Genomic DNA, 13,180 nt, shown 5'->3' with positions numbered 1-13,180 from the left:
ACTGCGGATTCGGCGAATCTTCCATCGTGGCAAGGGATTTCGGAGCGCACCGTGGCCACGCTCGCGCCCATGGCAGGGTGAACGCCGAGCCCTCGGCTGACAGTGCCGGGCTCGGTTGCTTCCGGAGGTGCGGACCTCGTCAGTAAGTAGCAGCGGACAGCCGAAAGGTCCAGACCTTTCGCGCGGTCGTCGAACAGGTGCGGCCGAACAGCCGTATCCACGCGGCCATTCGACGTAAGCGACCTCGCCGCCTCAGACGGGGCCGCCGAGCGGGTGAAAGTGGCGTTTCCACGGTGCCCGTCGATCGCCAAGGGGAGACAGTCGGGCAGCCCAGCGGGGGTCACAGGGAGTACGGAAGTTAGCCTGTCGTGGTCCACTGCCACTCGTATGGGTGGCAGCGAGTCCTTTTCCGTCCACCGGGGAGGCTGATGTCGTGCCCTCAGTGCCCGTAACGGCCGAGCAGGCCACGACGGCCGGGCCGGTCGAGGCACCGGCCCCCCGATCACCGCGGCAGGTCAGCTGGGACGCGGTGCGGGTGCTCTCGATCTTCGCGGTGCTCGCCTACCACATCACGTGCCTGGCTCCCCTGACCCTGCCCGGACTGCCGCCGCTGCCGCATTCGCTGCAGGTGGACTTCCCGTTCGGCTCGGCCACGCTGATCGTCATCTCCGGCTTCTTCGCCGCGACCACGATCGGCCGGGGCACCCCGCTGCGCTGGTGGCTGCGCCGCCTCGCCCGGATGCTGCCCGCGTTCTGGGCCGCGGTGCTGGTGATCTTCACGGTCTCGCGGCTGTGCGCGCCCGCCGACTTCCCCCGGCCGGACTTCGGCGACCTGCTGGGCAACCTGCTGCTGTTGCACCTGCTGCTCCCCGGCGTCGACTACATCGACCTCGCGCACTGGACGGTGCCGGTGCAGGTCGCGGCGTTCGCCATGATCGCGTTGCTGGCCTGGAAGGGCCGGATCCGCGGCCGGATGGCGTCCGCGGTGGTGTGGGTGGTCCTGCTGGTGCCGCTGGCGGTGCGGGTGCTGTTCATGAGCCCCGACGTGCCGGCGCCGGCGTGGCTGTCCGCGATCATGGACGGCACCGGCCTGAACCGGGCACATCTGGTGCTCGCCGGGGTGTCGATCTTCCGCTGGAGCCGGGGCCGGATCGGCTTCCCCCACCTGTTCCTGCTGCTGTGCTTCGTGCTGTGGGCGCACACAGTGCACCCGCCTGGCGGGGATTCGGTCCAGATGTTCACCCTCGCGCTGGTCCTGGTGTGCGTCGCGGCGTACCGGCCGGCGTGGAACGTACCGATCCTGAACCGGCTGGCGAAGCCGATCCAGTGGCTCGCCGGAATCTCCTACGGCATCTACCTCATGCACTACACGGTCGGCACGATCGTCGCTCGCCGGCTCGCCGACCTCGGGCTGCCCTGGTGGCTGTGGGTGCCCGCGTTCTTCGCGAGCGCCGTACTGCTGGGCTGGGCGCTCACCCGCTGGATCGAACAACCGGCGTTCAAGCTGCTCACCCACTCCGGGCGCATCTGACGGAGCTCTCCACCCGACCGTCTACTATGGACTGTGATGGGCGTTCGCCGGGAAGCCCGGTGCCCACCGCCTCGACCGGTGCGACGTAGCCTTAGTTCACCAGTTGATATATGGCCGGAACTTACGCGATCAGGCATTCTGGTGCGGGAAGTTCCGGGCCGGATGGGTGGCACATGGCGAGCAAGCGCACCACCGTCCGCGATCTGCGGCGGCACAACCGGTCCCTGCTGCTGTCGAAACTGTACTTCGACGGACCGCTGTCGCGGCACGAGCTCAGCGGGCTCACCGGCCTGTCCGCCGCCACGGTCAGCAACGTCACCGGGGAACTCGCGCAGGAGCGGCTCATCACCGAGGCCGGGCTGGTCGAGTCCGACGGGGGGCGGCCGCGGGTGCTGCTGCGGGTGGATCCGGGGTACGGGCAGGTGGCCGGGGTCGACATCGGTGAAACCGGCGTGCGTGTCGAACTGTTCGACCTCGCGATGCGTCCGCTGGCCACGGTCGAACACGAGCTGTCGCCGGCCCGCACCGAACCGCGCGCGGTCGTCGAAGCGGTGGTGTCCGGGCTGAACGAGGTGCTGGCCTGCGCCGGCGCGGACACCGTGCTGGGCGTGGGCGTCGGAGTACCGGGCGCGGTCGAGCACGGCGAGCAGGTGCTGGTGCACGCGCCGACCATCGGATGGGAGTCGGTGGCGCTCACCGCGGAGCTGCGGGCGGCCGGGGTGACGCTGCCGCTGTTCGTGGACAACGGCGCGAAAACCCAGGGCCAGGCCGAGATGTGGTTCGGCGCAGGGCGCGGCGCGCGGCACGCGGTGATCGTGCTGGTCGGCTCGGGGGTCGGGGCCGCGGTGATCGCCGACGGCGTCACCTACCGCGGTTCCACCAGCAGCGCCGGCGAATGGGGGCACACCACCATCGTCTACGGCGGGGCGGCCTGCCGGTGCGGTTCGCGCGGCTGTCTGGAGGCCTACCTCGGCGCGGAGGCCGTGCTGGCCCGTTACCGCCGCGCGCGCGGAAAGGCGGCGCCAGGGGATTCGGAGCAAGAGCAGTTCGCCGCGCTGCTGTCGGCGGCCGAGAAGTCGAAGACGGCACAGCGCGTGCTGGAGGAGACGGCCGGCTATCTGGGTGCCGGGATCGCGAACCTGATCAACCTGTTCAACCCGGAGCGGATCGTGGTCGGCGGCTGGGCCGGGCTGGCGCTCGGCGAACGGCTGCTGCCGCTGATCCGCGAGACCGCCGGTGCGCACGCGCTGCGCCACCCGTTCGGCCGGACCTCCATCGAGCTGGCCCGGCTGGGCCTCGACGCCGTCGCCACCGGCGCGGCGACGCTGCCGGTCGCCGCGTTGCTGGAGCAGGGCGCGGATCCACGACCTCCGGTGAAGGGCGACGCGCTCGCGTCGGGGGCCGGGGTCGGCTGACCCGTGGGTGACTACCAGCCTTAATTCAAGTCAGAAAAATTCATCACCGCAGAGCATTGCCGCACGCGGAGCGGCGATGCATACTGCTCCTTACTTTGTTGCGCCGCACAACAAAGCGTCCCGATCGAGCCCTCCCGCCAGAATCGGACGGTGCACGCATGAGGAAACGACGGTTCTTCCCGCTACTGGGCGCGGCCGTGCTCACGGTTTCGGCCATCGCCGTACCCGCCGCGCAAGCCGCGGGCGAGACGGTCAACGTCTGGCTCACCACCACCGGCGATTCGGGCGGCCGCACCGTGACCCGCGGCCTGGAGCAGCAGGCGCCCGTCTCGTTCTCCGCCGGAACCGGCGACGGTGACCAGACCATCACCGTCGACGAAAACACCACCTACCAACAGTTCGAGGGTGGCGGCGCGTCCTTCACCGACACCGCCGCTTGGCTGATGAACTCTTCCGGCGCGCTCACCGCGGACACCCGGAATTCGGTGCTGCGCAAGCTGTTCGACCCCGACGACGGGATCGGGTTGAGCTGGCTGCGCAATCCGATCGGCGCGTCCGATCTCGCCCGCGAGAGCTACACCTTCGACGACCTGCCCGCCGGGCAGACCGATCCGGACCTCGAGCACTTCTCGCTCGCCCACGACGAGGCCGACGTCCTCCCGTTGACCAAGCAGGCCAAGGAACTCAACCCACAGCTGAAAGTGATGGCGTCGCCGTGGAGCGCGCCGCCGTGGATGAAGGACAACGACAGTTACAACCTGGGCTGGGTCGAATCGCAGTACTACGGCGCCTACGCCCAGTACTTCGTCAAGTACCTCCAGGGTTACCGGGACGCGGGCGTGCCGATCGACTACGTCTCGGTGCAGAACGAACCCACCTGCTGCGACGGCTACCCCTCGACCAACTGGAACGGCTCCGGGCTGGCGTACTTCACCAAGAACGACCTGCTGCCCGCGCTCCACGACGCCGGACTGTCCACCAAGGTCCTCGCGCTGGACTGGAACTGGGACCAGTACGACTCGTACGCCGCACCCAGCATGGACGACGCGGCCATCCGCACCGACCCGAACTTCGGCGGGATGGCGTGGCACGGGTACGGCGGCGACGTCGGTGAGCAGAGCACCGTGCACGAGCGGTATCCGGACGTCAACGCGTACTCGACCGAGCACTCCGGCGGCACCTGGATCGGCGACCAGCAGGCCGAGGACATGAACAACCTCATCGACTACACCCGCAACTGGAGCCGTTCGGTCACCAAGTGGAGCCTCGCGGTGGACCAGAACATGGGACCGCACAACGGCGGCTGCGGCACCTGCACCGGGCTCATCACCGTCCACAACGGAGACTCGCGCAGCGGGCAGGTCGACTACACCGTCGAGTACTACACCATGGGTCACCTGACGAAGTTCGTGAAACCCGGTGCGGTGCGGATCGCGTCCGACGACAACCCGACCGTGCGCAACGTCGCGTGGAAGAACCCGGACGCGAGCAAGGCGCTCGTCGCCTACAACTCCAGCACCAGTGCCCAGAACGTGCGGGTCGATTGGGGCGGGCAGTCGTTCACCTACCAGCTGCCCGGGCACACCTCGGCGACGTTCACCTGGAGCGGCGCACAGGCCGCGCCGTCCGGCGGAAACGCCCACGCCGTGAGCGGAATCCGGCGCGGCGCAAGCTGATCGAAAAGGAACGGCGGGCCGTCATCTCCCCCCGGGGACCACGGCCCGCCGCTTTCCACCCTCTTCACCATCTCCCACACCGCGCGCCGCCGGACCGGTTCAGGGGGCGGCCCTTCCCGGTCCGGCTCCCCGTCGCACGCCCCGGCTGGGGGTCCCGGGGCCAGGCGACGCTCCCGCGCGGCTGAAACCGACCGTAGCCGCGGCCTGCCTCGCACGTCAGGGACCCGGCGGCGAGTCCGCCCCAACGGCCACGTCCCGCTGCCCGTCCGCGCCGGACTCCTTGCCTACCGGTCAGTTTCGCGGCACGCGCTCCGTATACGCCTCGACCAGCTGGGCTTCGGCATCGTCGAGATACGTGCTGAGCAGGTCCGCGGTACGGATACCGTCGCCCGAACCGAGCGCGGTCAAGATTTCGTGATTACGCGGCAGATACCGCTCATGAAAGCGGCGGGGATCGGCCATCACGTGGAAGACCAGCCGGAGCTCGGCGGTGAGTCCCTTCATCAGCTCCGCCACGCGTTCGCTGCCGGCGAGCGCCACCAGCTCGGTGTGGAACCGGATGTTCGCGGTACCCAGGTCCTGCCAGCGAGCCTGCCGCACCGCCCGGTCGCCGTCCGCCACCGTGGCCGCGATCCGCCCGTACGCGGCCGGTTTCGCGGTGACTTCGCGAACCGCCGCGCATTCCACGATCCTGCGCACCCGGTAGATGTCACGAAGGTCCTCGACACTCGGCATCCGCACGAAGACCCCGCGGTTCAGCTCGTGCACGAGCAGCCGTTCGTGGGTCAGCAGCCGGAAAGCCTCACGCAGCGTGTTGCGGGAGACCCCGAGCGCGCTGCCGATGTCCTGCTCGGAGAGCCGTCCGCCGGGCAGGAAGAAGCCCTCGGCGATGCGGGTGCGGAGCACCCCGGCGACCCGCTCCGCGGTGCTCGTGCGGCTGAGCAGGCCACGGTCGGCTTCCAGGCCCGGCGGGCTGTCCTCGGTGACCACGACGGGAGCCTAACCGACGAATGAGGGACGATCCAATGAGACTCTTGTGGGATCGTTCAACGATCCGTACGGTAGGCGCCATGTGACTCGTGCCACCATGAGCTGTCCCCCTGTGAGGTGCCCCCATGAACGTCCCCGTCACCGACGGCACCGCGAACGAGGCCCGCCCGTTCGCCTGGTACCGCTCCCTCGGCGCCAAGGGCCGGCGTGCCTTCTTCGGCGCGTTCGGCGGCTACGGCCTCGATTCCTTCGACTACCAGACCCTGCCGTTCGGCCTGGCCGCGATCACCGCGTACTTCGGCATCAGCTCGGGTGAGGCCGGGCTGCTGAGCACCACGACGCTGGTGGTGTCGGCGATCGGCGGAATCGGCGCCGGCGTGCTGGCCGACCGCATCGGCCGGGTCCGCACGCTGCAGCTGACCATCGCGATGTACACCGTCTTCACCGTGCTCTGCGGATTCGCGCCGAACTTCGAGACGCTGCTCGTCTTCCGCGGGCTGCAGGGGCTCGGCTTCGGCGGCGAGTGGGCGGTCGGCGCGGCGCTGGTGGCCGAGTACTGCGCGGCCCGCTACCGCGGTCGCACCGTCGCCTTCGTGCAGAGCGCGTGGGCGGTGGGCTGGGGCCTGCTGGTGATCGTGTACACCGTGCTGTTCAGCGTGCTCGATGCCGACGTCGCGTGGCGAGTGCTGTTCTGGGTGGGCGTGGTCCCCGCGTTGCTCGTGCTGTGGGTACGGCGCAGCGTCGAGGACGCGCCGGAAGTGACGGCGCGGCGCGCGAAGACGAAGAGCCGTGGTTCCCTCGCCGGCATCTTCCGGCCGGAACTTTTGCGCACCACGGTGTTCGCGGCGCTGCTCGCGACCGGCGTACAGGGCGGCTACTACACGCTGTTCACCTGGATGCCGAACTACCTGAAGGTCAGCCGTGGCCTGTCCGTGGTCAACACCGGCGGCTATTTCGCGCTGCTGATCCCGGGCGCCTTCATCGGCTACGTCTGCGGCGGCTATCTCGCCGACCTGCTCGGCCGCAAGAAAACGTTCCTGCTCTTCTCGGTGCTTTCGGCGATCCTGATCGTGCTGTTCGTGCAGCTGCCCTACGGCGCGAACGGGCTCATGCTGGTGATCAGCTTCCCGATCGGCTTCTGCACTTCGGCGATCTTCAGTGGCTTCGGCGCCTACCTCGCCGAGCTGTACCCGACCGAGTTGCGCACCACCGGGCAGGGTTTCACCTACAACTTCGGCCGCGCGGTCGGCGCCGCGTTCCCCGCGGTGGTCGGCTTCCTCGGCGCGGGCGGCGCGATCGCGCTCGGCGCGGTCGGATACGCGATCGCCGCGCTGGCGTTGCTCGGCCTGCCCGAGACCCGCGGCCGGGAACTGACGGGAGTGGCGTCGTGACCAGGTCCGCTCGTGAGTGGCAGCGTTGGCCGGGACCGGAGCCGCCACTCACGAGGAATCCTGCGGAGTTCCGGCCGGCGCAGGCGCGGGCGCTGTTCCGGGCGGGGACCGAGTCGCCGACCACCGGCTGGGCGGACGGTTACACGCAGACCAACCTGATCGCCGTCCCGCAGGACTGGGCCGAGGACGTACGCGAGTTCTGCCGGCTCAACCCGCAGCCCTGCCCGGTGCTCGACGTGAGTGCGCCCGGTGACCCGGCCACCCGGCTCGCGCCCGGCGCGGACCTGCGCACCGATCTGCCGCGTTACCGCGTGTGGCACAACGGCGCGTTGACCGGCGAGGTCACCGACGCGACCGGGGTGTGGCGCAGCGACATGGTGGCGTTCTCGATCGGCTGCAGCTTCACCTTCGAGACCGGGCTGCGGGCCGCCGGCATCCCGCTGCGGCACGTACTGCAGGGCCGCAACGTTTCCATGTACGTGACGGACATCCAGTGCGAACCGGCCGGTCGGCTGTACGGGCCGATGGTGGTGTCGATGCGCTACGTCCCGGCCGACCGGGTCGCCGACGCCGTGCGGATCAGCGCCGCGATGCCCGAGGTGCACGGTGCGCCGGTGCACGTCGGCGATCCCGCGGAGCTGGGTATCGCCGACCTGGCCAGCCCGGACTTCGGCGATCCGGTGGCGGCCGAACCGGGTGACGTGCCGGTGTTCTGGGCGTGCGGCGTCACCCCGCAGGCCGCGCTGATGGCGTCGCGGCCCCCGTTCGCCGTCACGCACGCCCCGGGGTACATGTTCTTGACCGACAAGCAGGACCGCGATTACCGGGTGGACTGACATGGATCTCAACAGCGACCTCGGCGAGGGCTTCGGGGCCTGGAAGATGGGCGACGACGACGCGATGCTCGACATCGTGACCAGCGCGAACGTCGCCTGCGGCTTTCACGCCGGAGAAGCGCGCGTGATGCGCCGGGTGTGCGACCGCGCGGCGGAGCGCGGAGTCGCGATCGGCGCGCACGTCGGCTACCGCGATCTCGCCGGCTTCGGCAGGCGCGCGCTCGACATCGCCCCCGAAGACCTCGCCGACGAAGTGCTGTACCAAATCGGCGCGCTCGACGGCTTCGCGCGTGCAGCAGGCAGCCGCGTGCGCTACGTGAAGGCGCACGGTGCGCTGTACAACACCGCAGCGGTCGAGGAGGAGCTGGCTGCGGCGCTTGTCGAAGGCGTACGTCGCTACCACGACGAGTTGGGCCTGCTGTGCCCGCCAGATTCCGCGATGCTCCACGCAGCAAAGGCAGCCGGCGTGCCGACGTACGCTGAAGCGTTCGCTGACCGTGCGTACACGCCCGAAGGACGGCTGGTGTCGCGAAAGAAGCCGGGCGCGGTGCTGCACGACGCGTCGGAGGTGGCGGCGCGCGCGCTCACCATGGCGACCAGCGGTGACATCACGGACGCCGAAGGCGGCCAGCTCACGCTTCGCGCGGATTCCCTGTGCGTACACGGGGATACGCCGGGTGCTGTCGAGCTGGCGCAGCAGATCCGTGCTTCGCTCACCGAAGCCGGAGTTTCGCTGAGGGCATTCGTGTGACCACGGTTCTGCGGTACGGCGACTCGGCAGTGCTGGTGGAGGTCGACGACGTGCTCGGCCTGCAAGCAGCGTGTGAAGCCGATCCCCCTGCCGGTTTGGTGGAGCTCGTCCCGGCCGCGCGCACGCTGCTGGTGCAGTTCGATCCTGCGCGCACCGACGTGGCCACCATCAGCCGCGCGCTGACTGATCTGTCCATAGTGGAACGGCCGGTCGGCGAAGCGGACGAGGTCACCTTGCCGGTGCGCTACGACGGCGCCGACCTGGCCGAGGTCGCGGAAGCCAGCGGCCTGGACGTGGACGAGGTCGTACGTCGGCACTCCTCGACCACCTACGTCGCGGCGTTCTGCGGCTTCGCGCCGGGGTTCGCGTATCTGACCGGCCTCGATCCGGCTCTGCACCTGCCTCGCCGGAGCACGCCGCGCACGCGCGTGCCGGCCGGGGCGGTGGCAGTCGCCGGGGAGTACACGGCGGTCTACCCGCACCCGTCGCCGGGCGGCTGGCACCTGCTCGGGCACACCGACGCCCCGGTGTGGGACGTCGACCGGCCGCGGCCGAACCTGCTCGCCCCGGGCACCCGGGTCCGGTTCGAGGTGCTCGGATGACGGGCAAGGTGGAAGTCCTCGCCCCCGGGCCGTTCGCGACCGTGCAGGATCTCGGGCGCAGTGGGTACGCGGCGGTCGGCGTCGGCCGGTCCGGCGCGGCCGACCGTGGCGCGCTGAAACTCGCGAACCGGCTCGTCGGGAACCCGGAGACGCATGCCGCGCTCGAAGTGACGCTCGGCGGGCTGCGGATGCGGACGTCGGAACACGCGACCGTCGCGATCACCGGTGCCGCGGTCCCGGTCCGCGCCGGCGGCCGGGCGATGGCGACGCACGCGCCGATCGTGCTGCGCCCCGGCGACGAACTCGAGCTGGGAATGGCGCAACAGGGCCTGCGCAGCTACGTCGCCGTGCGCGGCGGTTTCGACGTGGAGCCGGTACTCGGCGCGCGGGCCACCGACACGCTGGGCAGGCTGGGTCCGCCGCCACTCGTCGCCGGGATGACCCTGCCGGTCGGCCGGCGCGTGGCCGGCTGGCCGGCGACCGACCTCGCGCCCCAGCGCCAAGCGTTCGCGGAACCGGTGCTGCGCCTGCGTCCCGGGCCCCGGCTGGAGTGGTTCACCGGCTCCGCACTGTCCACATTGACCGGTGGCGGCTACACCGTGACCAGCGAACTCGACCGCGTCGGGGTGCGCTTCACCGGTCCGGCACTGACCCGTGCCCGCACCGGCGAACTACCGCCGGAAGCCGCGAGACCGGGCGCGCTGCAGGTGCCGCCGTCCGGGGTGCCGATCCTGTTCCTGGCCGATCACCCGGTGACCGGCGGCTACCCGGTGGCCGCCGTGGTCGCCGAAGCGGACCTGGACGTCGCCGCGCAGCTGCGCCCCGGCCAGCGGGTGCGGTTCACCCTTCGAGACCGGACACGCGCAGGGTGAGGTTGAGCCGTCCGGTCAGGCCGAGATCGGGCTCCGCCGTACCGGGCAAGGTCTTCGGCACCCCGTGGAAGGCCCACCGGGCCGGCCCGCCGAACACGAACAGATCGCCGGACCGCAGTTCGACATCGGTGTACGGGCGGTTGCGGTGCTCGGTATTGCCGAAGCGGAACACGCAGGTGTCGCCGAGGCTCAGCGACACCACCGGCTCCGCGGAGAGCTCGTCCTTGTCTTGGTGCATGCCCATCTTCGCCGTGGCGTCGTAGTAGTTCACGAGCGCGACGTCGGGACGGTAGCTCTGCGCGGGACTGCCGTAGGCGTCCGCGAACGCGCGGCGGCCGAGGTCGGCGAGCCAGCCGGGGAACGGCTGCACCGGAGAACCGTCCTCACGCATGCGCGAGTACCGGTAGGGCAGCCACTGCCAGCCAAGGCAGACCGTGCGCACGGACATCACGCCGCCGCCGGGCAGCCGGGTCGCGCGGTACCCACGCCAGCCGCGGCAGGCTTCGACCAGCGCGCGCTGCTCCTCGGGACCGAGCCAGTCCGGGACGTGCACCGCCCCCGGTGTGATCTCCCTACGGGGTCGCGGCAGCAGCTCCACCGAGCCGACTGTACCGAGCGGGTCGAGCCGGCCGACTGTGCTGGGCCGACGGTGCGGGGTCGGTTGAGCCGGGCCGACAGTGCGGGGCCGATCGCGCCGGGCCGTCGTGCCGGGCGGACGGCCGCAGGAGCCACCCGGGCGGGCGCTCCTGCGGCGGGTTCCCCTCGCCACGTGCCGCCACGTCCGCAGAATTCCACACCGATGGCCCGCGCACCAGTCCTGACCAGCTACAACTCGGAAACGAGGTCGACCACGGTGACCCCGGCGCGGGCCGGCACCGGATCGGTCATCGCGGCGAGCGCCGCCGGTACCCCGTCCAGCCCGATCCGCTGCCCGACCAGCCCGGCCAGGTCGATCCCGGACCGTTCGACCAGGCCGAGCAGCTCCGGGTACTCGTGGGCCGGCAGACCGTGGACACCGACGATCTCCAGCTCGTTGCCGATGACCCGGTGCATCGGGATCGGTGCGGCACCCTGAGCAGGCGGCATCAAACCGGCCTGTACGTGACGTCCGCGCTTGCGAAGGCTGCCGACGGAAGCCGCGCAGGTCGACGGCGAGCCGAGACAGTCCAGCGAAACGTGCGTGCCGCCGTCGGTGAGCGCTCGGACGTGCGCGGCCAGCGTCTCGGGACTGTCGAACGCACCGGCGTCGACGCTGAGGACGGCCCCCGAACGTTCGGCCAACGCACGCGCGTGCGGCGAAACGTCTACTGCCACCACCTTCGCGCCCGCAGCCGCGGCGAGCAGCACTGCGGAGATACCGACACCACCACAGCCGTACACGGACACCCACTGCCCCGCGCGTACGCCGCCCTGACGGAACACTGCGCGAAAGGCCGTGCCGAAGCGACAGCCGAGCGCGGCTGCTTCGGGAGACGTCATCGCGTCCGGCAACGCGACCAAGTTCGCCTGAGCGTGGTCGATGGCCACCAGCTCGGCGAACGAACCCCAGTGCGTCGCGCCGGGCTGGAATTCGTCGTCACAGATCTGCTGGTCACCGCGGGCGCACTGGACGCAGACACCGCAGGCGCAGACGAACGGGACGGTCACCCGCGTGCCGACCGGCCAGCCCCGTACCCCCGCACCGACCGCGGCGATCCGCCCGGCCAGCTCGTGCCCGGCGACGTGCGGCAGCCGCACCGCCTCGTCGTGGCCCTGCCAGGTGTGCCAGTCACTGCGGCAGACCCCGGTCGCCTCGACCGCGATGACGACGCCACCGCCGGGGACCGCGGGATCCGGCACGTCCAGTACCCGGGGCACGACCCCGAACTCCTCGATCACCACCGCACGCATGCGCCCGATGGTAAGTGCCGATTCAGTGCCGCTTCAGTGCCGTTTAATGCCGGTGACGGCCACGGGAGCGCGGCGGTCCCACCAGCCGGCGCAGCGCACCGTCCGGCACGCCGAGGATGTCTTCGAGATTTCTCAACGCCAGCAAAGAGTCCCGGCGTTCCGGACGGCACCGGCCGGACTGCCAGTGACTCAAGGTCGCGAGGCTCAGTGACGTGCCCCGGTCCCGCAGCCGGTACCGGATCCGTTCCAGCCCGAGCCCGCGCGCCCGGATCGCCGCCCGCAGCGCCTCGGCGAACGGACCGGTCTCGAGCAGCCGCTCGAGACCGGGGTCCGTCCGCTCCGGTTGCCCGACCGCTCGACGAGGCGTCATCGCCCACTCCGAACCACATGTGCGGAAAACTCGGAGGGTAGGCCCGCACCCGGCTTGATCGGAAGGGCACTCACTCGGGTGCGGCAACATCCGGCGGCCGCGGAGTGTCCACAGTGGAACAGTGGCTGGGTCGCGAAGGCCGCTCGGGTGAGATTCCGGTCGCGGGATCAGCGCAGCGCGACCGACAGGGCCTGCGCGATCTCCTTGCCGATCGCGTGCATCGCGGCGTCCGGGGGCTGACCGACCTTGACCACCATCGGGCCACCGAACGGCTGGCGCTCCACCACCTCGATCCGCTCGCCCAGCGCGATGGCGTGCTCGGTGAGATAGCGCAACAGGTCCGGATCGGTGTCCCAGACCCGCACGATCTCGCCGACCGCGCCGGGGGGCAGCTCGTCCAGGATGCGCATCGGCAGCTCCTCGACGCTGCCGTCCGCGGCCGGGATGGGATCGCCGTGCGGATCACGCGCCGGGTTGCCGAGCTTCGCCGCGATGCGCTCCACCAGTACGTCGGACATCGCGTGCTCGAGCGCGTCCGCCTCCGCGTGCACCTCGTCCCAGGTGTAGCCCAGCTCGGAGACCAGGTACGTCTCGACCAGCCGGTGCCGGCGCAGCACCGAGCGGGCGAGCAGCCTGCCCTCGGCGGTCAGCTCGATACCGTGGTAGGGCACGTGCTCGACCAGCCCGAGCTGCGCGAGCTTGGTGACCATGCCCGAGGCCGAGGACGGGCTGACCTCGAGCCGTCCGGCCAGCGACGCGTTGGTGACCGGCTCGCCCCGTTCGACGAGCCCGTAGATCACCCGCACGTAGTCCTCGACCGACGTCGACCTCCGGGCGGAACCATCTCCCATACCGC

General features: G+C 70.6%; 13 protein-coding genes. 8 read left to right on the top strand and 5 right to left on the bottom strand.

Translation table 11 applies throughout. The features are described 5' to 3' along the window. The first annotated feature begins 442 nt into the window (after positions 1-442). The 3 genes from BJY18_RS27640 (at position 443) to BJY18_RS27630 (ending at position 4,622) form a co-directional block, all read left to right on the top strand. Positions 443-1,531, top strand: a complete 1,089-nt coding sequence (locus BJY18_RS27640) for an acyltransferase family protein (RefSeq protein ID WP_184782846.1) — start codon at positions 443-445, stop codon at positions 1,529-1,531. A gap of 173 nt (positions 1,532-1,704) precedes the next feature. Then, a complete protein-coding gene (locus tag BJY18_RS27635; RefSeq protein ID WP_184782845.1) occupies positions 1,705-2,946 on the top strand; it encodes an ROK family protein in 1,242 nt (413 codons plus the stop codon). Positions 2,947-3,104: 158 nt separating this feature from the next. Then, positions 3,105-4,622, top strand: a complete 1,518-nt coding sequence (locus tag BJY18_RS27630; RefSeq protein ID WP_221457983.1) for a glycoside hydrolase family 30 protein — start codon at positions 3,105-3,107, stop codon at positions 4,620-4,622. Between the two features lie 291 nt (positions 4,623-4,913). Here BJY18_RS27630 and BJY18_RS27625 read toward each other — a convergent pair whose 3' ends face one another. Then, entirely contained in the window at positions 4,914-5,612 is a 699-nt protein-coding gene (locus BJY18_RS27625; RefSeq protein WP_312873978.1) for a GntR family transcriptional regulator, read from the bottom strand. A gap of 125 nt (positions 5,613-5,737) precedes the next feature. Here BJY18_RS27625 and BJY18_RS27620 point away from each other — a divergent pair, with 125 nt between their 5' ends. From BJY18_RS27620 to BJY18_RS27600, 5 genes are read left to right on the top strand one after another with little or no spacing between them, the layout of a single operon-like run. After that, on the top strand, positions 5,738-7,003 hold the full coding sequence (locus BJY18_RS27620; RefSeq protein WP_184782844.1) for an MFS transporter: 1,266 nt from the start codon (positions 5,738-5,740) through the stop codon (positions 7,001-7,003). Further along, positions 7,000-7,839, top strand: a complete 840-nt coding sequence (locus BJY18_RS27615) for a putative hydro-lyase (RefSeq protein WP_184782843.1) — start codon at positions 7,000-7,002, stop codon at positions 7,837-7,839. The genes BJY18_RS27620 and BJY18_RS27615 overlap by 4 nt, the downstream gene beginning before the upstream one ends. A 1-nt stretch (position 7,840) precedes the next feature. Beyond that, positions 7,841-8,590 carry a LamB/YcsF family protein gene (locus BJY18_RS27610; protein WP_184782842.1) on the top strand — a complete coding sequence of 250 codons (750 nt, stop codon included), beginning with the start codon at positions 7,841-7,843 and terminating at the stop codon, positions 8,588-8,590. Further along, positions 8,587-9,192 carry a 5-oxoprolinase subunit B family protein gene (locus tag BJY18_RS27605; protein ID WP_184782841.1) on the top strand — a complete coding sequence of 202 codons (606 nt, stop codon included), beginning with the start codon at positions 8,587-8,589 and terminating at the stop codon, positions 9,190-9,192. The genes BJY18_RS27610 and BJY18_RS27605 overlap by 4 nt, the downstream gene beginning before the upstream one ends. Further along, positions 9,189-10,064: a 5-oxoprolinase subunit C family protein gene (locus BJY18_RS27600; protein ID WP_184782840.1), complete on the top strand. Its 876-nt coding sequence runs from the start codon at positions 9,189-9,191 to the stop codon at positions 10,062-10,064. The genes BJY18_RS27605 and BJY18_RS27600 overlap by 4 nt, the downstream gene beginning before the upstream one ends. Here the strand turns inward: BJY18_RS27600 and BJY18_RS27595 are convergent. The 4 genes from BJY18_RS27595 to BJY18_RS27580 all read right to left on the bottom strand — a co-directional run bounded on the left by BJY18_RS27595 (position 10,033) and on the right by BJY18_RS27580 (position 13,175). Continuing rightward, positions 10,033-10,662 (bottom strand): alpha-ketoglutarate-dependent dioxygenase AlkB family protein, encoded by a 630-nt coding sequence (locus BJY18_RS27595; protein ID WP_184782839.1) that lies wholly within the window; start codon positions 10,660-10,662, stop codon positions 10,033-10,035. The two genes, BJY18_RS27600 and BJY18_RS27595, sit on opposite strands and share 32 nt — an antisense overlap. 227 nt (positions 10,663-10,889) lie before the next feature. After that, positions 10,890-11,954, bottom strand: coding sequence for an alcohol dehydrogenase catalytic domain-containing protein (locus tag BJY18_RS27590; RefSeq protein ID WP_184782838.1), 1,065 nt, complete (start codon positions 11,952-11,954; stop codon positions 10,890-10,892). 43 nt (positions 11,955-11,997) lie between these two features. Then, positions 11,998-12,324, bottom strand: coding sequence for a transcriptional regulator (locus BJY18_RS27585; RefSeq protein WP_184782837.1), 327 nt, complete (start codon positions 12,322-12,324; stop codon positions 11,998-12,000). Between the two features lie 167 nt (positions 12,325-12,491). Continuing rightward, positions 12,492-13,175, bottom strand: coding sequence for a metal-dependent transcriptional regulator (locus BJY18_RS27580; protein WP_184782836.1), 684 nt, complete (start codon positions 13,173-13,175; stop codon positions 12,492-12,494). Positions 13,176-13,180: the final 5 nt, after the last annotated feature.

This window comes from Amycolatopsis jiangsuensis, from assembly GCF_014204865.1.
GTDB lineage: Bacteria > Actinomycetota > Actinomycetes > Mycobacteriales > Pseudonocardiaceae > Amycolatopsis > Amycolatopsis jiangsuensis.
This window is presented reverse-complemented; position numbering and strand designations above follow the sequence as displayed.

What these genes read in the sequence shown, in the direction of transcription:
- BJY18_RS27585 (WP_184782837.1), bottom strand. Translation starts at nt 12,324, where the DNA reads ATGACGCCTCGTCGAGCGGTCGGGCAACCGGAGCGGACGGACCCCGGT.
- BJY18_RS27620 (WP_184782844.1), top strand. Translation starts at nt 5,738, where the DNA reads ATGAACGTCCCCGTCACCGACGGCACCGCGAACGAGGCCCGCCCGTTC.
- BJY18_RS27590 (WP_184782838.1), bottom strand. Translation starts at nt 11,954, where the DNA reads ATGCGTGCGGTGGTGATCGAGGAGTTCGGGGTCGTGCCCCGGGTACTG.
- BJY18_RS27635 (WP_184782845.1), top strand. Translation starts at nt 1,705, where the DNA reads ATGGCGAGCAAGCGCACCACCGTCCGCGATCTGCGGCGGCACAACCGG.
- BJY18_RS27600 (WP_184782840.1), top strand. Translation starts at nt 9,189, where the DNA reads ATGACGGGCAAGGTGGAAGTCCTCGCCCCCGGGCCGTTCGCGACCGTG.
- BJY18_RS27580 (WP_184782836.1), bottom strand. Translation starts at nt 13,175, where the DNA reads ATGGGAGATGGTTCCGCCCGGAGGTCGACGTCGGTCGAGGACTACGTG.
- BJY18_RS27610 (WP_184782842.1), top strand. Translation starts at nt 7,841, where the DNA reads ATGGATCTCAACAGCGACCTCGGCGAGGGCTTCGGGGCCTGGAAGATG.
- BJY18_RS27630 (WP_221457983.1), top strand. Translation starts at nt 3,105, where the DNA reads ATGAGGAAACGACGGTTCTTCCCGCTACTGGGCGCGGCCGTGCTCACG.